Raw genomic sequence first — 24,504 nt, forward strand, 5'->3', positions numbered from 1 at the left:
TCGATAGTGGCGGCGAGGGTAGCAGAATCGGGGCCATGCACTATCTGATCGGCGACGTACAGGGCTGTTGCGGCGCACTGCAGCGGCTGCTCGAAAAAATCGATTTCTCGGCCTCCCGCGACCGGCTGTTCGTGCTCGGCGACATGGTCAACCGCGGGCCGCAGAGCCTGGCGACGTTGCGTTTGCTGCGCGGGCTCGGCGACGCAGCGAGCTGCCTGCTCGGCAACCACGACCTGCACCTGTTGGCGGCTGCACACGGCGTACGCAAGGTCCACCGCAGCGACACGCTCGACGACATCCTCACCGCCGACGACCGCGAAGCCTGGATCGACTGGGTGCGCTGGCGGCCGCTGGCGATCTTCGACGACGGCTGGCTGATGGTGCACGCCGGTGTCGTGCCGCAGTGGGACCGCGAACAGACGATGCGCCTGGCCGCCGAGGTTGAGACGCGGCTGCGCGGCCCGGACCTGACCGCCTTCCTGCAGGTGATGTACGGCAACCAGCCGGCGCGCTGGGACGACGCCCTCGACGGCGACGACCGCCTGCGCCTGGTCATCAATGCGCTGACGCGCACCCGCTTCCTGCTGCCCGACGGCTCGCTCGACTTCACGACCAAGGAGGGGGTCGACGAGGCCCCGCCCGGCCTGACGCCGTGGTTCGACGCACCGGGCCGCCGCACCGCCGGCCAGCCGATCGCCTTTGGTCACTGGTCACGGCTCGGCCTGATCAACCGCCCCAACCTCGTCGCGCTCGATACCGGTTGCGTCTGGGGCGGCGCGCTCAGCGCGTTGCGCATCGACGGCGGCCGCCGCGAGCTGATCCAGGTCGACTGCGCCGCCAGCGCCACGCCGAACCTCAACTGACGGCGCAGCAGGCGCCGCCTCTACAATGGCGGGCGCGGAAGGCTGGCCGAGTGGTTTAAGGCAGCAGTCTTGAAAACTGCCGAGGGTTTGCGCCCTCCGTGGGTTCGAATCCCACGCCTTCCACCAGGCAGCTGATAAATCAGGGCCTTCACGGCCCTTTTTGTCGGTTACCCATTAACGCACCCATCAAGAACCTCGGCGGCCGTGTCGCAGCTGTTTCTTCTCGCGCCTGTTCGGATGGTCATCGTTGATCGTCGCTAAACAATCGCGTCCTATCAAGAACATCCGCAGGCGGGCATGAGCGCAACGCATTCTTCCTCGGTTGCCGTGGCCGGCAGCATTGCGTCAATCCGCAAAGTTGGCCTGCTCGGCCTTGGCATCATGGGCTCGGCGATGTCAGCCAATCTGGTGCGCGCCGGTTTCGAGGTGCGGGGCTACGATCCGGTGCCCGTGGCTGGCCAAGCCTTGTCAGAGTGCGGCGGCCAGTCCTTGGGAGATGCCGAGTCGGTGATCAGGGATTCAGAGGTCCTGCTGCTGAGCCTGCCTGGGGAAGCAGCTTTGAAGCAGACTGTCATGCTGATCGCAGCACATGGCCTTGCCGGGCAGATCGTTGCCGAAACCAGCACCTTCTCGATTGAGGCCAAGCAGGTTGCACACGACCTGCTCGCTGCTCGCGGCATCGTGATGCTTGATTGCCCGCTGTCGGGTACCGGGGCCCAGGCGCGCACCCGCGATCTGGCCGTGTACGCCAGTGGTGACAGCGACGCGATTTCACGCATGTCGCCGGTGTTCGACGGCTTTGCGCGTGTCACCTATCCGATTGGCGTTTTTGGCAACGGCATGCGCATGAAGCTGATGGCCAATCTGCTGGTGGCCATCCACAATGTATCGGCCGCGGAGGCGTTGCTGATGGGTTCGCGCATGGGCATCGACATGGAGCTTGCCGTCAAGGTGCTTTCCGATGGCGCAGGCGGATCGCGCATGCTGCAGGTGCGCGGCCCGATGATGGTGAACCAGGGCTGGACCGATGCGACGATGAAGGTGCAGACTTGGCAGAAGGACATGTCGCTGATTGCCGCCGAACTGGCAGCCGCCAACGTGCCTGCGCCGTTGTTCAATGCCTGTGTCCCGGTCTACAACGCGGCGATGGGAATGGGGCATGCAAAGGACGATACGGCCGCCGTTTTCGACGTCCTCGAGCGCATGTCTGCGCCAGCTCGGAACTGATCAGGGCGACGCTGATTCAGCGTTGCCTCAGGACGCAGCGCGCGCTGGCGGCTGAATCCAGCGGTGCCTTGCGGCGCCGCTTCAGGACCGCATCGCGGTGACCGCGTCGAACAGGCCGCGGATTGCCGTCTCCGCGATGCCTCGCGTGATGAAGACGATGCGGGTGTCGGTATCGTCGCTCGGCCAGCGATCGAGTGTCACCGGCGGATGCATCACATGCTGCACGCCCTGCACGACCACTGCAGCACCGTCGACATTGACGATGCCTTTGACCCGCAGCAGATCGGGTCCGCGCAGGTTGATCAGCATGTCGAGCGCCGCGCTGAAGGTTTCCCAGCTGAACGGCCGCTCGAAGCGCAGCGACATGGTCTGCACCCGCGGATCGTGGCGTGCCGGCAGGCGCTGGCCGAGATAACCGCCATCTGCTTCAGCGGAGCCCGTCTCGAGTTCGCCAAGAAAACGCAGTGTCGATTCGCCACCCTTCGCACTGCTCAAGCCAAGATTGGTGAGTTCGGCAGGATCGATGCGTCCGTCGCGCAGCACATCAATGGCGGCGCGCGGGTTCAGCGCCCGCAGTTCCGTCGACAGCGCTTCGAGTTGCGCCGTGTCGACAAGATCGGTCTTGGTGATGAACAGGCGGTCCGCCAGCGCCACCTGCTTGTGCGCTTCGGGCTGAGATGTCAGCTGACCCGAGCCGTTGACCGCATCGACCAGGGTGACCACACCATCGAGCCGGTAATGCGCGCCGAGCATGGTGTCGCTGGCCAGGGTCTGCACGATCGGCGCCGGATCGGCCAGACCGGTGGTCTCGATGACGACCCGATCGAAGTCGATGATCTCGCCGGCCCGACGCTGGCCGAACAGTTCGCGCAGCGTCTCCTGCAGGTCGGTGCGCACCACGCAGCACAGGCAGCCATTGGCGAGCAGACTGACGTTTTCGCTGACCATCGTCACCAGGTCGTTGTCGATGCCGATCTCGCCGACCTCATTGATCACGACGGCGACCCGGTTCATCGCCGGATGGCGCAGCAGTTCGCGCAGCAGCGTGGTCTTGCCGCTGCCGAGGAAACCGGTGATCAGCGTCACCGGCAGCCGCCCCGCAACCGGGTCGCGTGTGCGCATCAGATGTTCATCTCGAGGATATAGAGACCGCCGCCGAAGCGGTCGATCGTATAGACGATCTGCTTCTCGTCGACGAAGACGTCATTGAGCTGCACCGCACCGACCGGTGACAGCCGCGGAGCGCCGGGAACGAAATAGGCGATCTCCTCGACCCGGTATGGGTTGCTGGTGTCGTAGACGCGCACACCGCCATTAAAGAAGGTGCCGATGATGATGGTGTCGGAGCAGAACGACCCCGGCACCGGCAGGTTCTCGTGCAGGTTGTGAGCGCCGAAGCGGCCGCCGCGCTTGGCGAATACCTCCGGCGGCGGCATCGGAAAGGTGCCGATCGGCAGCGGGTGGGCTTCCGAGCGTGCGTCGACGACCCAGACCAGTTTCGGCCAGTCCTTGCCGTCGTCCTGCACACACTCGTCACTGACGATCCACAGGTCGCGGCTGAACAGCGGCAGCACGGTGTGGGTGAAGCCGTTGAACGGTGGTGAATGGTTCCAGGTCGACACCACCTTGATGTCAGCCGGGTTGGCGATGTCGAGCACCACGGCACCGCCGTCGATATATCCGACATAGGCGCGGTCAGGGCGGTCGGGAAATACATTGGTGTTGTGGGCACGAAATCCGGTGTCGAATTGCGGCGGCAGCCGGGCCGGTTGCGGTTCACTGTCGCCGACCCGCGTTCCAGGCATCCACCACCGGCCGGCTTCGACCGGGCGCGTCGGCTCGCTGACGTCGATGATTCGGTAGAACTGGTGGTCCCGCGGGTTGTGTGGCTGGAAGTCCGGTGCCCCTGCGGCGATGTGCACGGTCTTGCCATCGACGAACCACAAGGCGTGCACACCGCGCGAGAACGGTCCCGAGCAGTCGAAATGGGAGATCAGCTCCGGCCGTTCGGGCACGCTGATATTCCACAGGTCGAAGCCGGCAGGCTTCAGCCCTGCGGTCTGGGTCTGGTAGGCAACCGCCATCAGGTTTCCGCTGACGTCGAGCGAATTGGAGCGAACCTTCATGTGTGGCAGTTCGGTCTGCACCAGCACCTTCGGCCGGCGCGGGTCGGTGACTTCGACAGCGGTGAAATTCTTCGGCGCAGATTCGTGTGCCATCCACAACACGCGGCGACCGTCATCGGTCAGCTGCATTGCAATGCCTTCACCCATGCCCCCGAAGCCCTCGAGCTCGTGATGCGCGAGCAGGGTCATGTTATGGGCCAGCGTCTGATGCGCGCGACTTGCCGGTGCGACCGGAGCTAGGGAATCCATGGGGGTCTCCTGGGTGTTAATTTATCGATCGATAGCAAAAGCGGATGCACTGCCGGCCTGTGAAGATCGGTCAGTCGAGGGCGATATTTGCCTGCTTCAGCAGAGTGGTCCATTCGCCCAGTTCCTTGTTGATGCGATCGGCCATCTCCTTCGGGCTCGTTCCCAGCGGCTCGACCCCGCGCTCCTGGATGCGCTTCTGCATCTCCGGCATCTGCACCACCTTGACCATCGCGGCATTCAGGCGCTGCACGATCGCAGCCGGCGTCCCCGCCGGCGCCCAGATGCCCTGCCAGCCGACGATTTCGTAACCCGGCACCGTTTCCGCGACGCTGGGCACATCGGGTAACACGGCCAGCCTTTTTCTTGAACTGACGGCCAGCACCTTGACCTTGCCGCCTTTGACCAGTTCGATCGACGCCGGGATCGGGTCCAGCTTGAGCTGCACCACGCCGGCGATTAGGTCGGTGTTGGTGTTGCTGCGATACGGCACATGGGTCATCTGCGTACCTGTCATGCGCTCCAGCAGCAGACCTCCCAGGTGCGCGGCAGACCCCGGCCCGGTCGACGCGTAATTCACCTGACCCGGTTTGGCGCGGTTGTGGCGGATCAGCTCGTCGATTGTGTTGGGCTCGAAATCCTTGGGCGCGATCCACATGTAGCTGAGGTTCAGCGTCAGCCCGATCGGCGCAAGGTCGCGTTCGGGGTGATATGGCAGCTTCTTGTACAGCGGCGGATTCATTGTCGCCACCTGATTGAAGCCATAAAGCAGCGTGTAGCCGTCGGCCGGCGACTTCGCGACCTTGTCGGTGCCGATGATGCCGGCGGCACCGGGAATCGTTTCGACGACCATCGGCTGACCGAGTTCTTCGCTCATCGCTGCGGTGATCATCCGCGCCATCACATCGGGGCTGCCGCCGGGAGAACTGGGCACGATCACCCGGATCGGCTTGGTCGGGTAGGTCTGGGCATGGCTTGTTACTGCCATCAATCCCAGAGCGGTGGCGGCAGCGACCGCCAGGCAGTGGCGTTTGCTGATATTCATGGGCTCATCCTCTGTTCTGCGAGACAGCCCGGCAGAGCCGGGCAGCTGGTGTGGACAAATGCCGACGCTACGGCGGCGGGCGGGGCCCGGCGAGCGCCGGTATGATGCGGGCGCCAGGATAATCAATCAATTGATTTAATCAAATGGGTGATTGCCCTATCCCGAGCCCGGCGCAACGACCGCTTGAACGAGTCAGCACTTCGATTTTTCGCGCTCTTCAGGCCGCTTGCGCTCCTGCTCGACCAGTCGCGGGAGACCTCGCGGGCACCCGTCAGAAAGGCCTCGACGGCAAAACGCACTTTTTGCTCAATGGCAACGGCCATTGGCAGGCGATACACGGCTTCACGGATCGCGGTATAGAAGATGCCATCGTGCAAGGTCCAGAAAAATTCGATTTCCTGTCCGACACCGGCGCGGAGTCCTTGATACCACAGTGGCGGCGCAATTGCCGGCAGCATGGCACCAGCAGATCGGACTTGACGCGTTTCAGATAACGCCGATTCAAGTCGCCGCCTTCCAGTCCGGCAAACAGGTAGATGCGGATCCACTCGGGCCGGTAGGTGGCGCTTGAATAGGTGCCGTAGAAATCGACCAGCCGCTCGCCGAGCGGCCGCGACTCGTCTTCGAGCAGTTCGAGCCAGTGCGGCTGCAAGCGTCCCATGAACACATGCAGGTAGACCTGGTCGATCAGGTCCTGCTTGGATTTGAAATAGCTGTAGAGCAGCGGCTGCGTGATACCGAGCCGGCGCGACAGCTCTCGCGTATGGCCGGCGAATCCGGCCTCGGCGAAATAGTGGATCGCACCATGCAGGATCTGCTGATGGCGCTCATCAGCGCGCAGCCGTGTGCGTTTGCGCGCGACCGGACGATCTTCGGGGACGGAGGCTGCGGGCATGGTCTGTGCGGCCACATGCGTTGCGGTGGCCGGCTCGCCGGCGTCAGGCAACCGGATCGCCTGTCTCCGCCACCACACCGACTGTCTTGGCCGCCGTGAGGATGCAGACTTCGTCGTTGTCCGAGGTATCACCCGAGATGCCGATGGCACCCATCAACGTGCCGTCGGCGCTGCACAGCAATGCGCCACCGGCAACCGGCACCATGCGGCCCTCGGAGGCAATGTCGATGGCGGTGAAGAAATGCGGCACCGCCTGCGCCCGGCGCGCCAGTTCGCGACCGCCGAAACCCATGCCGAGTGCCCCCCAGGCCTTGCCGATGGCAATTTGCGGCCGCAAGATGCCTGCACCCTCCTCACGCTTGAGCACCTTTAAATGGCCACCGGTGTCGAGGATGGCAACCGTGAGCGGAGCGAATGCTTTTTGCCGGCCGACCTTGAGGGCCTCGTCGGCCAGTTGGTCGGCTTGCGCAAGTGTGATGCTGGACATGGGATATGGTCGGTGTCAGTTGGGAGAAAAATCGGTCGGACGAAGGATCTGCGACTGCTGGTCGATAACGACGTCGAGCGCAGCGAACGCGCGCCGGTATTCTGCCCATGCGGGGTCGGCGTCAAGGGCCGCGCGGCGCTTCTCACGATCGCCCAGGTTGTCGTAGCGCCACATGTGCACGACCTGGTTCATCGCCCCGATCTCGGATACATAGAAGCCGATCAGCCCGCCGAGGTGGCGGTTCTGCAGTGGCGGTAGAGATTGACGAAGTCGCCCGTTCGGCCGGGTTTCATCGTGTAAGTGCGCAATTCGACGATCATGGTTGGGTTCACGCCGCGGCGGTGAGTTGGATTCCGTCGGTGTAGCGGCTCAGAGCCCCAGTGTGCCGGCGATGATGTTCTTTTGGACTTCCGACGTGCCGCCGCCGATGGTCGCCAGCCGGGAGTCGCGGAAGAAGCGCTGCATCGGATACTCCATGCAGTAGCCATAGCCGCCCAGGATCTGCAGGCAGATGTCCGAGATCGTCTTGTACGACTCAGCAACGTAGTACTTGAGCACTGCGGCATCGGCGCGCTCGGCCTGGTTGTTCTCCATCAGCCAGGCGTAGCGACGAACCATCGTCTGCGAGGTGTCGAGCATCACCTTCATGTCGGCGAACTTGTGCTGGGTAACCTGGAAGCTGCCGATCGGCTTGCCGAATTGGTGGCGTGTCTTGGCGTAGTCCAGCGCGAAGTCGAAAGCGCGCCGCGCGGCGCCGATGCGCGCCGCCGACAGGCAAAGCCGTTCGTAGCGCAAGGTGTCTTCGCAGACGTTCCAGCCGTGGTCGAGTTCGCCGAGCAGCGCGCTGCGTGGTACACGAACATTGGTGTAGGTGACTTCGGTCGTGCCGATCGCGTTCTGACCGAGCGTCAGGATCTTGCGCACCTCGATACCCGGCAGCCGCGTATCGACCAGCAAGGTGCTGATGCCGAGCTGCTTCTTGCCGAGGTCGTTGGTGCGACAGGCGAGCAGCACATAGTCGGATATGTCCATGCCCGATGTGAACTGCTTGCGCCCGTTGACGACGAAGTGGTCGCCGTCGAGCACTGCACGGGTGCGCAGTGCGGCTGCGTCGGAGCCCGAGTCGGGCTCGGTGAGTGCAAATGCGAAGCTCAGCTCACCCTTGACGGTGCCCGGAACGATGCGCTGCTTTTGCTCCTCGGTACCGTGCTTGAGGATCGCATAACAACCGAAGGTGAAGCTGCGGAACAGCCACAGTCCCAGTTCCTCGAAATGGTTGCCGGTCTCTTCGAGCAGCAGCGCCAGGTCGGTTGGCGTGCCGCCGGCGCCGCCGTAATCCTCGGGTGCAATCAGGCCGAGCCAGCCGTTGCGTGCGATCGCATTGAACGCCTCTCGAGGCGGCGTGCGGGTCTCGTCGCATCGCGCTGCGTATTCCATGCTGCAGACATCGTCGAGCAGCGTGCGCACATGGTGGACCATGGCTTGCTGGTCACTGGTGAGGCCGAAGTTCATCGAGGGACTTCCTTGGTTGGCTGGAGCGGGACACAGGGATTGTATCAATCGATTTAAGCAATCGATTGAATCATACGATCGATTCCTGCCGATCGTCAATCGCGCAGAAATGTCCTCGCATCGGACGCAGGCGCGATTGGCTGCCCGGCCAGTCGCCGCGCCAGCGTCAACGCATGATCGAGCGGGTCTCCATCGACGACCTCGGTGACGAGGCCCCAGCTGCGCCCCTGTTCCACATCGAACGGCCGCCCCGTCAGCGCGGCGAACGCCAGCCCGCGCCGGCTCATCGCCGTACCGGCTGACTTCAGGATCTGCCCACCCGGCACGAAGCCGAAGTTGATCTCGGGCAGGCCGAAACGTGTATCGCGGCCGGCCAGCACGATGTCCGAACTGGCTAGGATCGGCAGCGCGGTACCAAGACAGTAACCCTGGACCGCCGCGATCTTGATCTGCGGCAACTGGCACAGCAGACGCGTCCGCCAGCGCTCGGTGGCGGCGCGGGCGCGGCGCAGCAGTTCGGGCGAACGGGTCGAACTGTCGAAAAAATCCTTCATGTCCATGCCGGCCGAAAAATGGCCGCCGATGCCGTGGAAGACGACGACGCGCAGGTCGCGGTCCTGCACGGTGCGCGCAAGAATGCCTTCGAGCGCCAGCGTCAGCTCGACACCGATGGCATTACGTTTGGCGGCGCGATCCAGCCCGATGCAGCGGATGCCGCCGTCGAGGTCCTCGATCTTCAGCATCGCGTCAGCCACCGAGTCCGGGTTTGCTCTTGCCGGCAAGAAAACTTTCCACAGCGGCTGCCCGCGTCGACGGTCGACCGGCCTGCAGCGCCTTCAGTTCGGCGAACTTGGCGGCGGTGAAGCTGAGCACCGCGTCCCAGCTCATCGAGCCGACATGGCGCAGTGTTTCCTTCGTGAACTGCAGTGCGGTTGCATCCTTTGCCGCGAGTTCGCGCGCCAGTGCGCAGCTTTCGCGCTCGAGATCAGCCGCCGGCAGGCTGCGGCTGATGAGTCCGTCGCGTTCGGCGCGCACGCTGTCGAACCGGTCACCGGTCAGCGCGTAATACCGAGCCGCGCGCGGTGTCATCAGATCCGAGATCGCACACGCGGTACGACCGTCCGGGAAGCTGCCTTCGTCAACCTGGGGCAGCGAGAACGCGGTGTCGTCGGCCGCCAATACGATGTCACAGCCATCGAGGACCGCAAACGCCGCACCACTGCAGCTGCCGGTGACGATCGCGACGACCGGTTGCGGCAGTTGGGCCAGACCGCGCGGATACCAGCATTCCGCTGTGTCGCCGGGATCCGGTGCGGACAGACCGGCGCAGAAACCCTGGTCGGCGCCGCGCAAGACGACGACGCGCACCGCAGCGTCGGCGGCCACGTCCTGCAGCAGCCGCTGCATTGCCTGGTCGAACGCCGGATTTTCGGCATCGGCTTGCGACGGGTCGAGCTTGACGCTCAGCACACCATCATCGAGCCACGCGTCGATGCCCTGCGGCAGACCGGGTGATGCTGCGGATCCCGCGTAGGGGAGCGATCCGGACGGGATGCTCATGGCGCGCGAAAGCCGGCAGCGACGAAACGGACCATCTGTTCAAGCCCGGCGTCGGCATCGTAGGTGTCGAACGAGTCGTGGGTCAGGGCCTCGATCCGGCCCGGCCGGGCCATGGTGTAGACCATCGTGCCGAGCATGAAATGGAAGCGCCAGTACAACTCGGTGGGCGCCAGCTTGGGCAGCGCCTTGGCCAGCGCCTGCAGCGCCATCTCGTTGGTGCGATCGAAGGATTTGCCCATCACCTGCCGACGCACCTCCTCGCGCTCGAAGACCATCCGCGCGCGCAGCCTGGTGAAAGCCACACCTTCGGGCGTTTTCAGCAAATCAAGCGCCGGTTTCAGGAAGGCACGCAGCACGTCCTCGAGCTGGGGAGTCCCTTGGCGATTGAGCTTCAAAGCGCCGAGCATCTGCTCGCGTTGCCGCGCGATCGGCTCAGCCCGCCGCGTGAAGAGTTCTTCCAGCACGGCATCTTTCGAACCGAAGTGATAGTGCGCAGCTGCGCTGTTCACGCCGGCGGCAGTGGTGATCTCACGCAGGCTCACGTCGCCGATGCCACGTTCGCTGAACAGCCGCTCTGCGGCCTGAAGAATGCGCTCCGGGGTACTGAGTTCTGGCTCGACCAGATCGGTTGTTGCTTCGGCCATCGACGGTCCCTTTACGTTTGCCAGGCGCTGATTCTAGGGGATCTACCGAGATTTCAAACAAGCACTTGCTTAACTCAAATGCTTGATATATCCTGACCACAATGTTCTTGCAGGGCGCTGCGGCGGGCCTGCACACAAGGTGCGGAAAGGTTTTTCCTGCCTCGCGGAAGCGCACATCAGCATCAACACTGCCCCCATGACAACGCCAACCCCTGAAACCATCACCGTAACGGTGCACGGCCGCGTAGCGGTGATTGCGCTGAATCGGCCGCAGGCGATGAACGCAATCAGCATGCAGATGCGTGCAGATCTGCGTGCCGCCTTCGATGCGGCGCGGTGCGAGTCGACGGTCGGTGCCGTGGTCGTCACGGGCAGCGGCGACAAGGCGTTCTCGGCTGGCATGGACCTGCGCGAATTCGCCAAGTCCAGCGCCGAAACACCGATTTCTGAGATGAAGCGCTTCCGCTGGGAACAGGGCGAGGGGCTCGCGAATTTCGACAAGCCGGTGATCGCTGCGGTCAATGGCCTGGCAATCGGTGGCGGAGTCGAACTTGCATTGCAATGCGACCTGGTATTTGCTGCCGACAGCGCCAGTTTTGCCTTCGGCGAGGTCAAGCGCGGCCTGATGCCCGGCAATGGCGGAACGCAGCGCCTGTCGCGGCGAATCGGCAACGCGCGTGCACTGGAGATGATCCTGACCGGGCGTACCGTCCCGGCCGATGAGGCGCTTGCCATCGGCCTGGTCGAGTACGTGGTTCCGCTGGCCGAACTGCAGCAACGCGCTGTCGCACTGGCCGAACAGATGGCCGGCAATGCGCCGGTTGCGGTGCGGCTGGCCCGTAACGCAGTGAATCGCGGTGCCGAGATGTCGCTGCAAGACGGGCTGCGACTCGAACAGGACCTGGCTTCGTTTCTCTACACCACGGAAGACGCGAAGGAGGGCCCGAAAGCCTTTCTCGAGAAGCGCCCCCCGGTATGGCAGGGCCGCTGAGCCGCGCGGGCAATTTTCAGAATTCAAGTAGAGGACGTTTTCCATGGCCGCCACTGACGCTGTCAGACTCTTTCGTACGCTGCTGTTCGCTCCGGGCAGCCGGCCCGAACTGCTGGCCAAGGCGCAGACCGGTCAGGCCGACGCGTTGATCTTCGACCTCGAGGATTCGGTGCCGGCCAATGCCAAGGGCCAGGCTCGCCGCAACATCAGCGAGGCCCTGGCCGCCGGTTTGCGCAAGCCGGTCTACCTGCGCATCAACCATCCGCGCGCCGGCGACTGGCGGAGCGATCTGGCCGTGCTGCAGCAAGCTGCGAATCTGGACAAGGTGATGGGCGTGATCTTGCCCAAGGCGGATGAAACGGCCGAAATCGAGAGCATTGCCTCCGCACTGCGCTCGCTGGAGTCAGAGTCCGGCCTCGCCGAGGGCCGGCTGGCGATCGTGCCGCTGATCGAGACATGCCTTGGCCTGCGCAATACCTTCGACCTGTGCCGTGCATCGCCCCGGGTTGGCGGCGTGGCAATGGCCAGTGCCGAGGAGGGGGATTTCATCGTCGACCTGGGCGGCCGCTGGACGCCGCGCAGCATGGCACTGGCCTATCCGCGAAGCAAGATGGTGGTCGATGCCCGCGCCGCCGGCATCCAATGGATCGTCGACGGTGTATTCATGAACCTGAAGGACCTCGACGCGTTGCGCACCGAATGTCAGCTCGCACGCGAGCTCGGCTGCACCGCCAAGATGGCGATCCATCCGACCCAGGTCGACGTGATGCACGAGGTGTTTTCGCCGAGCGGCGAGGAGATCGAATATGCCAGCGGCCTGCTGGCGGCCTTCCGCGAAGGCGAGGCGCGAGGTGTAGGCGCGGTGCAGTACCGCGGCATGATGGTCGACTACGCCAACGTCCGGTTGGCCGAACGCACACTGGCCCTGGGAGGTGCACGGTGAAGCCGGTGCCCGCAGCGCTGCTGCAGCCTGAAGGCACCGTCACGCTGCCGGAGATCGGCCCCGACGGCAGTGTGCCGCGCCATCGCCAACCGCCGCTGCGCCATATCGCCGACATTGAAGCGATCGAAGCGGTGCCGCTGGACCAGCGGATCACGCGTTGGGACTTCGCGCTCAACCTGCTCGACGGCTGCCGTCACCAGCCGCTGCGCGCCGCGCTGCATGTCACCAACAACGGCAACATCGATGGAGAGATCCTGACCTGGAGCTTCGCCGATCTCGAACGCCGCACCTTGCAGGTCGCCAATCTGCTGCGCGCCAGCGGCGTCGGCGCGGACGATGCGGTGGCCATCGTCAGCCCGACCGTTCCCGGCCTGTTCGCCTCGATGCTTGGCGGACTGCTGGCTGCCCGGCCGTTTCCGATCAACTGGATGCTCGATGCCCAGGCGCTCGGCGACCTGATCGCCCGATCGGGCGCCCGCGTTGTCATCGCGCTGGGCCCGACGCCGGGTTTCGCGATCTGGGAGAACGTCAGCGCAGCACTTGCGGCAATGGAGAAGCCGCCGCAGTTGTTCACCCTGCACGACCCATTCGCGCCTGCTCACCCTGGTGATCTGTTGACTGCGGCCGGCACGCAGCCGGGCGACCGCCTGGCTTTCGAGCGGCCGACGGCGCAGCGTGATTCGATTGCCTGCTATGTGCACTCCGGTGGCACCACCGGGCATCCGAAGATCGTTCGCATCACCCATGGCGGCATGGTGTTCCGCCAGTGGGCTGCCAACCTGTGCCTGGCGTTTACACCTGACGACGTCGTGCTGTCCGATACCCCGCTGTTCCACATCGGCGGGCTGCTGGTGCGCGGGCTGGTATCGACCGCCGACGGCCACACCACCATCGTGCCGAGCATGCACGGCGCGCGCGACAAAAACTATATCGCGAGCTACTGGCGTTATGTCGAGCGTTTCGGCATCACGCAGATCTCCGGTGTGCCGACAACCCTGTCGGTGCTGGCGAAGAACCCGCCGACCACGGAGAACATCACCACGCTGCGACCCTATTTCGCGACCGGCTCGACGGCGATGGCCCCGTCGGTACAGGAGCGCATCCATTCGATCACCGGCGCACGCACGCTGCAGACCTATGGCCTGACCGAAAACACCAGCCATGTGGCAGTCGATCCGCGCGACGGCGAGATCCGGCGCGGCTGCTCAGGGCTTCGCGTGCCATACACGACCGTACGGATCGCCCAGGTCGACGAGCAAGGTCAGGTGCTGCGTGAATGCGGCGTCGGCGAGATCGGCATGGTGATGGTGCGAAGCCCCGGCGTCGCTGCCGGCTACCTCGATCAGGCGCAGAACCGCGGCATATTCCTGGCCGACGGCTTTCTGGTCACCGGCGATCTCGGCAGCGTCGATGCCGACGGTTATGTCCGCATCAGCGGGCGGCTCAAAGACATCATCATCCGCAGCGGCCACAACATCGAGCCGGGCATCATCGAGGACGCCTTGCTGCAGTCGCCATGGGTGGCGCAGGCGGCGGCTGTCGGCAAGCCCGATGCGCACGCAGGCGAACTGCCAATCGCCTATGTCGAACTGCATGCCGGCGCCACGGTCACGGCCGATGAGCTGCTGCGTTATGCGGCCGAACGCATTCCCGAACGGCCCGCCGTTCCGAAGGAGATCGTCTTCGTCGACAAGCTGCCGCTGACGGCAGTGGGCAAGCCGCTCAAGCACCTGTTGCAGATCGATGCAGCCAGGCGCGTATTCACCGAACTGCTGCAGCCGATGCGCTGCCATTGGGATCTCGATATCGCCCATACCGGCGGCAGCGGGATGAAGCTGAAGCTGCGGCTGCACGACGGCGATGCCAACGCACGCGCGCAGGCCGAGGCGCTGCTCTCGGCATATTCGACGCCGTACGAAATCCTGCTCGCAACGGCATGACGCTGCGCATGCCGATACCTCACGCCGGCCCGCCGGATCACTGACCCGACGCCCAGTAGTCGTTTCGCCATCCTGCCGAAACGTGTTCACCACCAGAAGGAGACAACATGAACTTCAAACTCGTGCGCAAGACCATCGCCGGCGTGATGGTCTGTCTGAGCGCAGCCGGTGCGGCAATGGCTGCCGACCCTTATCCCGAGCGGACGCTGCGTTTCGTCGTCAATTTCCCGCCGGGCGGTGCATCGGACAGTCTGGCGCGAGTTTTCGGCCAGGAGCTGTCGAGGATCATGGGGCAGAACGTACTCATCGACAACAAGCCGGGCGCGGGCGGCGCAATCGGCATGGTTTTCGCGTCGCGGGAGCCGGCCGACGGCTACACCTTCACGATGGGCACGCTCGGTTCGGCGATCGTTCAACCGCTGATCCGCAAGACGCCTTACGACATGGCCAAGGACTTCCAGCCGGTATCGCTGATTGCGACCGGGCCGGCAGTGCTGGTGGTCAACGCCGAGTCGCCGTACAAGTCGCTGGCCGACATCGTCTCGGCTGCCAAGGCGCGACCTGACGCGCTCAATTTTGGCTCCGGCGGTGTAGGCACCTTTGCCCACCTGACCGGCGCGATGCTGAACCAGGCGGCTGGCATCAAGATGACCCATGTGCCCTACCGGGGCGGCGTGAAGGCGCTCAATGACGTGCTGGCCAACCAGCTGCAAATGATCGCGGTCGATCCGCCCAGCGCGCTGCCGCAGATCCGAGCCGGCAAACTGCGCGCGATTGCCTACACGGGAGCCAAGCGCAGCACGCTACTGCCCGACGTGCCGACCTTTGCCGAGAGCGGATACCCCGAACTGGTCGGCGCCAACTCGTGGAGCATCTGGCTGCCGGCGGGCGTGCCGAAGGATGTCGCCGACAATTTCCATAAGGCGCTGAGCAAGGCCATGCAGAGCCCCGCATTGCGCGAGAAGTTCGCGGAATTTGGCGCGGAACCGGTCTCCACCTCGCCGCAGGAGTTGCGCGCTTTCGTCGACGCCGAGACGGCCCGTTTCACGAAGATCGTCAAGGAACAGGGCATTCGCGGCGATTGACGGCCAGCGCGCGGGGCGGGCGGTATATGAATCAGCCGTTCGCCCACCTCCTGGCAGGAATCCCTGGGAATATCCGCACCAGCGGGAATCCACGATAGTCTTTACAAGTCGTTCTTTTCAGTCGTCAGCAACAGGGCTGCGTTTCAGGTTGTGTCTGTCAAGTGGTACAAAGGGGTAGATCAAGGCTGAGGTCGGCGACGGTTGTCAGGCAGCAATCTTCATTGTTGCCTTCACTGAGCGCTGCGCCTTGTAGGCCGGCGAATCGACCACAGAGAAGGGGAGCGCTATGAATTGGCCGGGGTCGCGACTACTGGCACCACGGCGTTGCCTGGACCGGCTCATCGGTCAAACCCCTGGGGTCATCCGCGCGCACGAGTGCAGCGCCTCAAGCGCGGGTCGCTAGTTGACCCGGCAACCGCCAAGTTCGTGAGGCTTGACCTCGAGCGCCTTGACGGCCCCTCCGGCGGTCGGCATCTCCCGGGTTCGAAGCGATCGCAGGCGCGGCGACGGCCGATTGGGGCTGTCCTGCCTGCGAACAAGCCGCCGAGGGTGAGTTGCGAGATCCGCGATGACCATCCCATACATGCCGCTTGACATCCGTCGCGCCGCGCGATCGGCTGTCTTGGCGTCTTGTCCTGTGCGCGCGACCCGCAGCGCCCCGGACGGAAGTGAGTGCGATCGCGGCCGGCCTTGTGCGCGAATGCGTCCGGGCATGCATCAGGAACCCGGCACTTCGATACGCCGCCGATCGGCGGCGGTGAGATGCACACACAAGGACCGCAGCATGCCCAGATCCGTCAGCAGTCGCTCGCCGATCCAAGCGCGCTGATCGGCATCGGCGGTTGCGTATTCCGCAAAGCGCAGCAGGTCCAGCATCGCGCCGGCCATGATGGCCGCCGGCAGGCCCGCGCGCAGCGACTGCTCGTCGGCATACGCCGCAGCGGCCAGCGTATCGACATAACGCGCCATCAATTGCCGATGCCTATCGTACGCCGAGCAGTCGTCGACTGCCGGCTGCAAAGCCTCGAGCGCCGGCAGCACACCGCCGAACACGCGGTGCAGCGACAAGCCGGCCGGGCCGCGTCTTGCCGATGTCCAGTTGAACAACACGATCTGGCCGTCCGGGGTTCTTGCCGCATGCGAGGGCTGCAGATCGCCGTGGTCGACGGTGGCTGGCAGCGACGAGGCGGCAGCCAGCTGGCGGGCCAGCTGCGGCGCGGCCTGCTGCAGCTCATCATAAAACGCCTGCGCTTCTGCAGCGCCGATGAAATACGCCGCACCGACCCGCTGCCGGGCGTCCGCTGTCGTCCAGTCGGGGCGCAGGAAGTCGATCAGTTCGGTCAGGCACTGGGTCACGCGCGCTGCAGGCAGGCAGTCCAGCATTTCCTGGTTCGACACCATTGCAGCCTGCAGTCGGGCGAAGGTCTCGACCATCGCAAGCAGATCGTCGATCGGCGCATCGCGATCGAGCGCGGTGCCGCCGTGGTCGTGCGTCAGCAACCAGCCGTGCCGACGGTCGTCGCAGGCGATCACCTGCGGCAGATGGGCGGGAAATCCGGCCGCCAGCAGGACCGCGGCCCGCAGCACGCCGGCATGCGCTTCCGGCACGATCTTCAGCCAGGCGATCGACCCGTCATCCTTGCGCAGGCGGTAGGTCTTCGCCCACGGCCGATCGGCAACCAGCTCGCGCTGATCGAATTGCGCGAGATCGAACGATGCCGCTTCGCCATCGGCCGCAGGCGGCGCTGCGGCAACAGCTTCCTCGGCTGCAGGCCCTGCTGCCGGCATCGCGCCAGCGCCACGGCCAACCGGCATCGGATAGGGATCGCCCCAGACCCACCAGAGCGCCTTGTCCGGCGACCACGACGGGCGGAAATACAGCATCGATGCCGCCAGCCGCCAGCCGACCCGGCCCATCGTGACCGACGAGCGCTCGTTGTCGGCGCGAACCAGCGTATAGGCGACGCGATAGCCCTGCTGCCGGGCATATTCGAGCATCGTCTGGTTCAGCGCCGGGTGGATGCCCTGGCCCCGCCATTCGTGAGCAGTATAGGCGTCGGTCGTGTAGATCTCGTCGTCGCCGAAATGCATCCGCATCTGGTCAACGCCGACCGCGGTCTTCACGCGGATCCAGTTCGACGCGACGATTGCGCCGTCGATGCGGGCAACAAAACAGAGGCTGCCGCCGCGCAGCCGATCGCGGTAGATGTGCGCCCGCGCTGCCGCCTTGCGCGGTTGATACGGGTAGACCAGCGCCGCCAGCGTGTCCATCTCGGCGTCTTCGGCAAGTCCGATATCGATCGCGATCTTGGCGTGGTAGGGCGTCAGCGGCTCGTCCAGCTCCTTGCGGTACATCAGCCAGACATAGGCCGAGCCCAGAGGGGACAGCGCGGATGCCATTGCGCGGAAAACCGCCAACGAGGCGCTGCCAAGCGGCTTGAACGGACGCACCGGCGCCTGCGTCACGCGGCCGCTCCGAGAAATATCCGGCCGATCGCCGGATCCGCGCGCAACTCGGCTCCGCTGCCGATCTTCACCACCTGGCCGTCGACCAGCAAACAGCCGCGGTCGGCAAAGGCCAGGCCCTGACGCACGTTCTGCTCGACCAGCAGGATCGCCAGGCCGTCGCGCTGCAGGCCGTGCAGCGTCTCGAACACCTGCGTCACCGCGCGCGGCTCGAGGCCGATCGACGGCTCGTCGATCAGCAGCAGCCGCGGCTTCATCATCAGCGCGCGCGCGATCTCGAGCAAGCGGCGCTCGCCGCCGGACAAGGCGGCGGCCGGTTCGAAGCGGCGCTGCGCGAGCTTCGGATAGCGATCGAGGATCGCCTCGACCGATTGCCGAAGCTGCGCAGCATCGCGCATCAGATAGCCACCGAGGCGCAGGTTTTGTTCGACGCTGAGGTCCGGAAAGATCGAACTGTCCTGCAGCACATAGGCGATGCCGGCGCGGCCGAGACGCTCGGCGGCGCCGAGCCGCCGCTGCAGCGGCAGGCCATCGATCGAGATCGTTCCGGCATGGATGTCGGCCAGGCCGAACACCGCATTCAGCACCGTCGACTTGCCGGCGCCATTCGGCCCGATCAGGCACAGCGACTCGCCGACACCGAGCTGCAGATCGATGCCGTGCAGCACGTCGGAGCGGCCGTAGCCGGCATGGAGGCCGTCGATCTGCAGCCGCGGCATGGTTGGTGCGCGAGGCTGCGTCATGCGGCGCCGAGATAGGCTTCGATGACCCGATCGTCAGCCCGTATCTCGGCCGGCGTGCCGCGTGCGAGCACCCGCCCGCGCGCCAGGCAGACCACCTGCTGCGCGAGATCGACGACAACCTGCATGTTGTGTTCGACAAACAGCAGCGTGATGCCAAGCTCGGCATTGGCGCGGCGCAGCCGGTCGACCAGCTGCGGCACCATCGCCGGGCTGACACCGGCGGTCGGCTCGTCGAGCAGCAGCATCCGCGGCTCGCCCATCAAGGCCATCGCAAACTCGAGCAGCTTGCGCTGGCCATACGACAGTTCGCCGGCCGGCTGCTCGCGCTGCGCGGCCAGGCCGACGAAGTCGAGCCACTGCATCGCCCGCTCGGCCGTTGCACGGTCGCCGCGCTGCCACAGCGCTGGCAATCGCTCGCCGGCGCGCGGCCGGCTCGCCAGCATGTTCTGCAATACGCTGATGCCGCCGAAGATGCCGGCATCCTGGAAGGTGCGCAGCAGGCCGAGGCGCGCGGTCGCCGCGCTGCCCAGCTTGGCCAACACTCTGCCGTCGAAGACGACGGTCCCGGCGTCCGGCGGCGCCAGCCCGGCAATCGCATTCAGCAGCGTCGTCTTGCCGGAGCCATTCGGTCCGATCAGCCCGACCAGCGCGCCGCGCGGCACATCGAACGAGATGCCGTCGTTGGCCAGCACGCCGCCAAAGCGTTTGCTGACATCATGCAGCCGCAGCAGCACGTCAGCGCGCGATTGCCCGGCCTCATTCAAGAGGCGCCTCCGGTGAGCATGGCATTGGCGTCGTACGCTGTAGCGGCGCGGATCATCAGATTGTGCTGTCGCAAATGCGCCGACTTTAAGCGCTGGCGACGCAGCAAAAGCTGGTCAACACAATTGATGATCGGTTACCGTCGCATCCGGTTTCAATCTCTTTTCCGTCCAACTGGGGATATCGCCATGCATCGACCATCTGATTCCGTCCGCCTGCGCCGCCGTGTTGTCTCGGCCATCGCCGCGGCCGCCGCCACGACGCTGTTCGGCCTGCCCGCGCAGGCGCAGCAGGACACGATCACCTTCGGTGCCGCGCTGTCGCTGACCGGCAAGGTCTCGACCGAGGGCCGGCTCGCGAAGGAAGGCTACGACATCTATGTCGAGGAGATCAACAAGCGCGGCGGCATCAAGGTCGGCGGCAAGAGCTACAAGGTCGCGATCAAGTATTACGACGACCAGAGCGATGCCAGCACCTCGGTCAAGCTGTACGAGAAGCTGATCAATGAAGACGGCATCAAGCTGCTGCTCGGCCCGTATTCGAGCGGCATCACATTCGCCGCCAGTGCCGTCACCGAAAAATACCAGCTGCCGATGGTCGCCGCCCATGCCGCGGCGACCAATGTCTACAGCCGCGGCTTCAAATACCTGTTTGCGACACTGACGCCGGTCGACCAGTACACCGGCAACTTCATCAAGATGGCAGCGGCGGCCAACCCGCGTGCACAACGCGTTGCGTTGATCCACGAAAACGCGCTGTTCCCGCAAGCCAGCATCGATGCCGCCGAGCGGCAGGCGAAGGAAGCCGGTCTCGAGGTCGTCTACAAGGCGGCCTATCCGAGCGGCACCAAGGATTTCGCGGCGATGGTCGAGGCTGTGAAGGCGGCCCGCCCCGATGCGCTGATCGCGGCCGGCTATACCGGCGACCTGATCGTCGTCGCCCGCCAGACGTCGGAGCAGAAGGTGCCGCTGAAGATGATCGGCTTCACGCTCGGCCCGACGCTGCCCGGCTTCGTCGAGGCGCTCGGCAGCCGCGCCGAGCACATCCTCGAGCCGGTGCAGTGGACCTCCGACCTGGCGTGGAAGGACGAGATTTTCGGCTGGACCGCAAAGGACTATGCCGACCTGTGCAAGGCCAGGCTCGGCCATGAGTGCGATTACCACCCGCCGCAATCGACCGCCGCGCTCGAGGTCTATCAGCGCGCGATCGAGAAGGCCGGCTCGCTCGATCCGCAGAAGGTGCGCGATGCGCTCGCGCAGACCAACATCATGACGGCCTATGGCCCGGTGCGCTTCAACGAACGTGGCCAGAATATCGCGAAGGGCATGTCGGTCGTGCAGTTGCAGAACGGCAAGCCGGTCGTCGTCTTTCCGCTCGAAGGCGCGAAGGCCAAGTTCATCTATCCGATGGCGCCGCGGTGACACTGCGGCTGTCGGTGGCGCGGCGCAGCCGCAGCAGGCGGGCGCCGCCGTGAACCAGCGCATGGCGACGACGCCACCGGCGCTGCCGCCATGCTGACGCTGCAGGTCGTGTTGTCCGGCATCCTGCTGGGCGGCCTGTATGCGTGCATGGCGATCGGGTTTTCGGTGATCTGGGGCGTCACCGGGCTGATCAACCTCGCGCACGGCTCGATGATCCTGACCGGCGCCTACCTGACCTGGTGGCTGCATGTGCACACCGGCATCGACCCGTTCCTGACCTTGCCGGCTGCTGCCGCGCTGCTGTTTGTTCTCGGCGCGCTGCTGCAGCGTTTTCTGATCGAGCGGGTGATCCACCGTTCGATGTTCATGACGCTGGTGCTGACCTTCGGCGTCAACATGGTCGTCATCAACATCCTGCTGCAGCTGTTCAGCGCCGACATCCGCGCGGTGACGATGCCTTATGCCAGCGCCGCGCTGCAGATCGGCCCGATCCGGCTGCCGTGGACGCGGATCGCGGTATTCGTGCTCGCACTCGGACTGACCGGGCTGCTGTACCTGTTCATGAGCCGCTCGCGGCTCGGCAACGCGATCCATGCAGTGGCGCAGAATCCGCGCGGCGCGGCGACACTCGGCATCGACGTGCGCCGCGTGCGCATGCTGGCCTTCGGCATCGGCGCCGCATTGGCCGGCGCATCGGGTTCGCTGATGGCCGCGCTGTATGCGTTTTCACCGATCGCCGGCGACAGCTTCACGCTGAAATCCTTCGTCATCGTGCTGCTCGGTGGTCTGGGCAGCATGACCGGCGCCATCGTCGCGGCGATCGTGCTCGGTGTCGCCGAAAACCTGGTCTCCGGCCTCGGCGCGCCGGGGCTGCGCGATGCGGTCAGCTTCTTCCTGCTGCTGGCGATCCTGCTGCTGCGCCCGCGCGGCCTGTTCGGCACCCGCACCGGCGGAGATGCCCGTGTCCGCTAGCGCCGCCAGCAATCACGCCGACCAGCGCCGGCTCAGCCGCTGGCTGCCGCTGCTGTGTGCGCTCGCGGTGCTGCTGCTCGCGGTGGCACCGTTCTGGCTCAACGCCTACTGGATGCGCGTGTTGTCGGCGGTATTCACGATGGCGGTGATTGCGCAGGGCATCAACCTGATGGCCGGCTATACCGGCTACCCGGCATTCGGCAACATCGTCTTCTTCGGCCTCGGCGCCTATGCCACTGCGATCCTGATGGGCACCGCAGGCTGGTCGTTTGCACCCGCAGCGCTCGTCGCAACACTGTTCTGCGCGACGCTGGCGCTGGCGATCGGGCCGCCGTTGCTGCGGCTGAAAGGCCATTATTTCGCGATCGCGACACTTGGCCTGAACGAGGCCGTGCGCGAGGTGGTTGCCAATTGGTCGGCGCTGACCGGCGGCGGCATGGGCCTGTCGCTGCCGCTGCCTGACGGCGGCCCGCTGTTCAATGCCCGGCGCTTCTATTTCCTGCTGCTGGCAGCGCTGCTGCTGGCGACCTGGATCACCTGGGAATTCGATCGCCGCCGGCTCGGGCTCGGCTGCCGGGCGATCCGCGACAACGAGACCAAGGCCGAGGCCTGCGGCCTGCACACGACACGCTACAAGACCGCGGCCTGGATGATCAGCGCCGCAATGACCGGCGCGGTTGGTGCGATCCAGGCCTGGTGGCTGACCTACATCGATCCGCCGTCGATGTTCGACATGGGGCTGGCGGTGAAGGCCTTCGTGATCCTGCTGCTCGGCGGCGCCGGCACGGTATTCGGCCCGGTTGCCGGCGCGTTCGCCGTCGAGCTGCTGGCCAACTTCACCTGGAGCAAGCTGCTGAACTGGCACCTCGGCGCAATGGGCATGATCATCATCGGCGTGATCCTGCTGTTTCCTGACGGCTTCCAGGCGGCATTGCGCCCGGGCGGCTGGATCGGCCACCGGCTGGCATCATGGCGAGCGCATCGCCGCGGAGAAAATTCTTGATCGCAATCCAACTCGCCGTGCAGGCCGAACGCCGTCCGGCTGCCACTGCGCTGGTTTATGGCCAACGCCGCACCAGCTACGCAGAGCTGCACGCCCGTTCCTGCCGGGTCGCGCGCGAACTGGCAGCGAGCGGCATCCGGCGCGGTGACCGGGTAGCGCTGCTGGCCCACAACTGCCCGCAGTTCTTCGAGCTGATGTTCGGTTGCGCGATGCTCGGTGCGATCTTCGTGCCGATCAATTTCCGCCTGGTCAGCGCAGAGATCGGGCGCATCCTGGCATCGTGTTCGCCGGAACTGATGATTGCCGGCGAATCGTTCTCGAGCACGCTTGCACCGCTGCAGGACGAGCCCGGCTACCCCGCGCAGTTGCTGTGGCTCGACGACCGGCCCGAGCCGGCCGCGCCTGCCGGCGCCAGCTACGAGCGCTGGCTGCGCGCCGGGCCGGCCAACGAGCAACAACCGGCACCGGCCGCCGACACCGTGCTGATGCTGATGTTTTCATCGGGCACGACCGGTGCGCCGAAGGGCGTGATCTACACCCATGCCGGCGCATATGCCTCGTCGAGCGCGAAGATCATCGATTTCGGCCTGTCCGAGCGTGACACCACCGTCGTCTTCGGGCCGCTGTTCCATGCCGGCCCGTTGATGGACCTGGCGCTGCCGCTGCTGCTGCGCGGCGGCACCGTGGTGATCGGCGCCTCGCGCGGCTTCGACCCGCGGCTGCTGCTGGCCACCATATCCGAGCAGCGCGGTACCGTCGTGCCGATCTATCCGACGATGCTGCGCAGGTTGCTTGCCGCGCGCGTCGACCCGCGACTCGACCTGAGCTGCCTGCGGCTGATCATCACCGGCGGCGAGGCCGCGCCGCTGCAGGTGATCCGCGGCACGCAGGCGCTGTTCCCGCAGGCCGAATTCATCAACAACTACGGCAGCACCGAGGGCGGCCCGGTGACCTGTTTCCTGCCGGCGGCAGACGGCGTGCGCAAGATCGGCTCGGTCGGACGCGCCGCCTTCGGCGTGCAGATCCGCATCGACGACGCGGACGGCCAGCCGCTCGGCCCCGGCGCCGTCGGCGAAATCGTCGTGCGCAGCCCATTTGTCTGCGCCGGCTACTGGATGCAGCCGGTCGAGACCGCGACCCGCATCCGCAACGGCTGGTGGCGAACCGGCGACCTCGCCTGGCGCGACGACGAAGGCTTCCTGTGGATCGCCGGGCGCAATTCCGACATGGTCAAGACAGGCACCGAAGTCGTTTATCCGATCGAGGTCGAGCAGGCCATCGCCGGGCTTGGCGACGTGATCGAAGTCGGCGTGATCGGCGTGCCCGATTCACGTTGGGGCGAATCGCTGGTCGCCTACATCGTCACGACAGCCGACAGTTCATTGACCGCCGAGGAGGTGATCGACCATTGCCGCGGCCGGCTCGCCGGCTACAAGAAACCGCGCCACGTGCGCTTCGTCGACGCGCTGCCGCGCGGCACCACAAGCAAGGTCGACAAGCGGCGGCTGCGGGAATGGTGGGAGAACCCGCCGCCGAATCTGCCGCCGGCAATCCGCGGCTGAATCGCGCGCTG

General features: G+C 65.3%; 23 protein-coding genes and 1 tRNA gene. 11 read left to right on the plus strand and 13 right to left on the minus strand.

The genetic code is table 11. From position 1 onward, the window contains the following. Positions 1-35 precede the first annotated feature (35 nt). The 3 genes from ACNH6H_RS06200 (at position 36) to ACNH6H_RS06210 (ending at position 2,090) form a co-directional block, all read left to right on the plus strand. Entirely contained in the window at positions 36-863 is an 828-nt protein-coding gene (locus tag ACNH6H_RS06200) for a symmetrical bis(5'-nucleosyl)-tetraphosphatase (protein WP_418316528.1), read from the plus strand. A 36-nt stretch (positions 864-899) separates the two neighbouring features. Then, positions 900-989 (plus strand) — tRNA-Ser (locus tag ACNH6H_RS06205). Positions 990-1,160: 171 nt separating this feature from the next. Further along, entirely contained in the window at positions 1,161-2,090 is a 930-nt protein-coding gene (locus ACNH6H_RS06210) for an NAD(P)-dependent oxidoreductase (protein ID WP_418316529.1), read from the plus strand. Between the two features lie 81 nt (positions 2,091-2,171). On the opposite strand, the gene ACNH6H_RS06215 is transcribed toward ACNH6H_RS06210, so the two are convergent. From ACNH6H_RS06215 to ACNH6H_RS06260, 10 genes are all read right to left on the minus strand, one after another. Then, complete coding sequence (locus tag ACNH6H_RS06215; RefSeq protein WP_418316531.1) at positions 2,172-3,212, minus strand: CobW family GTP-binding protein; 1,041 nt, start codon at positions 3,210-3,212, stop codon at positions 2,172-2,174. Next, positions 3,212-4,465 carry an LVIVD repeat-containing protein gene (locus ACNH6H_RS06220; RefSeq protein WP_418316533.1) on the minus strand — a complete coding sequence of 418 codons (1,254 nt, stop codon included), beginning with the start codon at positions 4,463-4,465 and terminating at the stop codon, positions 3,212-3,214. Before ACNH6H_RS06220 ends, ACNH6H_RS06215 begins: the two co-directional genes overlap by 1 nt. A gap of 70 nt (positions 4,466-4,535) precedes the next feature. Then, entirely contained in the window at positions 4,536-5,633 is a 1,098-nt protein-coding gene (locus ACNH6H_RS06225; protein WP_418316535.1) for a Bug family tripartite tricarboxylate transporter substrate binding protein, read from the minus strand. Between the two features lie 145 nt (positions 5,634-5,778). Further along, complete coding sequence (locus tag ACNH6H_RS06230; protein ID WP_418316537.1) at positions 5,779-6,402, minus strand: TetR/AcrR family transcriptional regulator; 624 nt, start codon at positions 6,400-6,402, stop codon at positions 5,779-5,781. Between the two features lie 43 nt (positions 6,403-6,445). Further along, the gene (locus ACNH6H_RS06235) at positions 6,446-6,889 is read right to left on the minus strand and encodes a GlcG/HbpS family heme-binding protein (RefSeq protein WP_418316538.1); all 444 of its coding nucleotides are present in this window, start codon (positions 6,887-6,889) and stop codon (positions 6,446-6,448) included. A 15-nt stretch (positions 6,890-6,904) separates the two neighbouring features. Beyond that, positions 6,905-7,198 (minus strand): NIPSNAP family protein, encoded by a 294-nt coding sequence (locus tag ACNH6H_RS06240; protein ID WP_418321253.1) that lies wholly within the window; start codon positions 7,196-7,198, stop codon positions 6,905-6,907. Between the two features lie 60 nt (positions 7,199-7,258). After that, positions 7,259-8,401 carry an acyl-CoA dehydrogenase family protein gene (locus ACNH6H_RS06245; RefSeq protein ID WP_418316540.1) on the minus strand — a complete coding sequence of 381 codons (1,143 nt, stop codon included), beginning with the start codon at positions 8,399-8,401 and terminating at the stop codon, positions 7,259-7,261. Positions 8,402-8,496: 95 nt separating this feature from the next. Further along, positions 8,497-9,156 (minus strand): enoyl-CoA hydratase/isomerase family protein, encoded by a 660-nt coding sequence (locus ACNH6H_RS06250; RefSeq protein WP_418316541.1) that lies wholly within the window; start codon positions 9,154-9,156, stop codon positions 8,497-8,499. Then, a complete protein-coding gene (locus tag ACNH6H_RS06255; protein WP_418316542.1) occupies positions 9,149-9,961 on the minus strand; it encodes an enoyl-CoA hydratase-related protein in 813 nt (270 codons plus the stop codon). Before ACNH6H_RS06255 ends, ACNH6H_RS06250 begins: the two co-directional genes overlap by 8 nt. Next, the gene (locus ACNH6H_RS06260) at positions 9,958-10,605 is read right to left on the minus strand and encodes a TetR/AcrR family transcriptional regulator (protein ID WP_418316544.1); all 648 of its coding nucleotides are present in this window, start codon (positions 10,603-10,605) and stop codon (positions 9,958-9,960) included. Before ACNH6H_RS06260 ends, ACNH6H_RS06255 begins: the two co-directional genes overlap by 4 nt. 196 nt (positions 10,606-10,801) lie before the next feature. Between ACNH6H_RS06260 and ACNH6H_RS06265 the strand changes: the two genes are divergently transcribed. From ACNH6H_RS06265 to ACNH6H_RS06280, 4 genes are all read left to right on the plus strand, one after another. Beyond that, the gene (locus ACNH6H_RS06265) at positions 10,802-11,596 is read left to right on the plus strand and encodes an enoyl-CoA hydratase/isomerase family protein (protein WP_418316546.1); all 795 of its coding nucleotides are present in this window, start codon (positions 10,802-10,804) and stop codon (positions 11,594-11,596) included. A gap of 43 nt (positions 11,597-11,639) precedes the next feature. Next, positions 11,640-12,539: an HpcH/HpaI aldolase/citrate lyase family protein gene (locus ACNH6H_RS06270; RefSeq protein WP_418316547.1), complete on the plus strand. Its 900-nt coding sequence runs from the start codon at positions 11,640-11,642 to the stop codon at positions 12,537-12,539. Next, the gene (locus tag ACNH6H_RS06275; protein ID WP_418316549.1) at positions 12,536-14,479 is read left to right on the plus strand and encodes an AMP-binding protein; all 1,944 of its coding nucleotides are present in this window, start codon (positions 12,536-12,538) and stop codon (positions 14,477-14,479) included. The genes ACNH6H_RS06270 and ACNH6H_RS06275 overlap by 4 nt, the downstream gene beginning before the upstream one ends. A 107-nt stretch (positions 14,480-14,586) precedes the next feature. After that, positions 14,587-15,564 (plus strand): Bug family tripartite tricarboxylate transporter substrate binding protein, encoded by a 978-nt coding sequence (locus ACNH6H_RS06280; RefSeq protein ID WP_418316551.1) that lies wholly within the window; start codon positions 14,587-14,589, stop codon positions 15,562-15,564. A gap of 717 nt (positions 15,565-16,281) precedes the next feature. Here the strand turns inward: ACNH6H_RS06280 and ACNH6H_RS06285 are convergent. From ACNH6H_RS06285 to ACNH6H_RS06295, 3 genes are read right to left on the minus strand one after another with little or no spacing between them, the layout of a single operon-like run. Continuing rightward, on the minus strand, positions 16,282-18,030 hold the full coding sequence (locus ACNH6H_RS06285) for an N-acetyltransferase family protein (protein WP_418316553.1): 1,749 nt from the start codon (positions 18,028-18,030) through the stop codon (positions 16,282-16,284). Further along, the gene (locus ACNH6H_RS06290) at positions 18,027-18,773 is read right to left on the minus strand and encodes an ABC transporter ATP-binding protein (protein ID WP_418316554.1); all 747 of its coding nucleotides are present in this window, start codon (positions 18,771-18,773) and stop codon (positions 18,027-18,029) included. Before ACNH6H_RS06290 ends, ACNH6H_RS06285 begins: the two co-directional genes overlap by 4 nt. Next, positions 18,770-19,537 (minus strand): ABC transporter ATP-binding protein, encoded by a 768-nt coding sequence (locus ACNH6H_RS06295; protein ID WP_418316556.1) that lies wholly within the window; start codon positions 19,535-19,537, stop codon positions 18,770-18,772. Before ACNH6H_RS06295 ends, ACNH6H_RS06290 begins: the two co-directional genes overlap by 4 nt. Before the next feature lie 186 nt (positions 19,538-19,723). Between ACNH6H_RS06295 and ACNH6H_RS06300 the strand changes: the two genes are divergently transcribed. From ACNH6H_RS06300 to ACNH6H_RS06315, 4 genes are all read left to right on the plus strand, one after another. Further along, on the plus strand, positions 19,724-20,956 hold the full coding sequence (locus tag ACNH6H_RS06300) for an amino acid ABC transporter substrate-binding protein (RefSeq protein ID WP_418316557.1): 1,233 nt from the start codon (positions 19,724-19,726) through the stop codon (positions 20,954-20,956). A gap of 90 nt (positions 20,957-21,046) precedes the next feature. After that, positions 21,047-21,928: a branched-chain amino acid ABC transporter permease gene (locus ACNH6H_RS06305; RefSeq protein WP_418316559.1), complete on the plus strand. Its 882-nt coding sequence runs from the start codon at positions 21,047-21,049 to the stop codon at positions 21,926-21,928. Then, positions 21,918-22,931: a branched-chain amino acid ABC transporter permease gene (locus ACNH6H_RS06310; RefSeq protein ID WP_418316560.1), complete on the plus strand. Its 1,014-nt coding sequence runs from the start codon at positions 21,918-21,920 to the stop codon at positions 22,929-22,931. The genes ACNH6H_RS06305 and ACNH6H_RS06310 overlap by 11 nt, the downstream gene beginning before the upstream one ends. Next, the gene (locus ACNH6H_RS06315) at positions 22,928-24,493 is read left to right on the plus strand and encodes a class I adenylate-forming enzyme family protein (protein ID WP_418316562.1); all 1,566 of its coding nucleotides are present in this window, start codon (positions 22,928-22,930) and stop codon (positions 24,491-24,493) included. The genes ACNH6H_RS06310 and ACNH6H_RS06315 overlap by 4 nt, the downstream gene beginning before the upstream one ends. Positions 24,494-24,504: the final 11 nt, after the last annotated feature.

This window comes from Pseudideonella sakaiensis (assembly GCF_048320135.1).
Lineage (GTDB): Bacteria > Pseudomonadota > Gammaproteobacteria > Burkholderiales > Burkholderiaceae_C > Ideonella_A > Ideonella_A sakaiensis_A.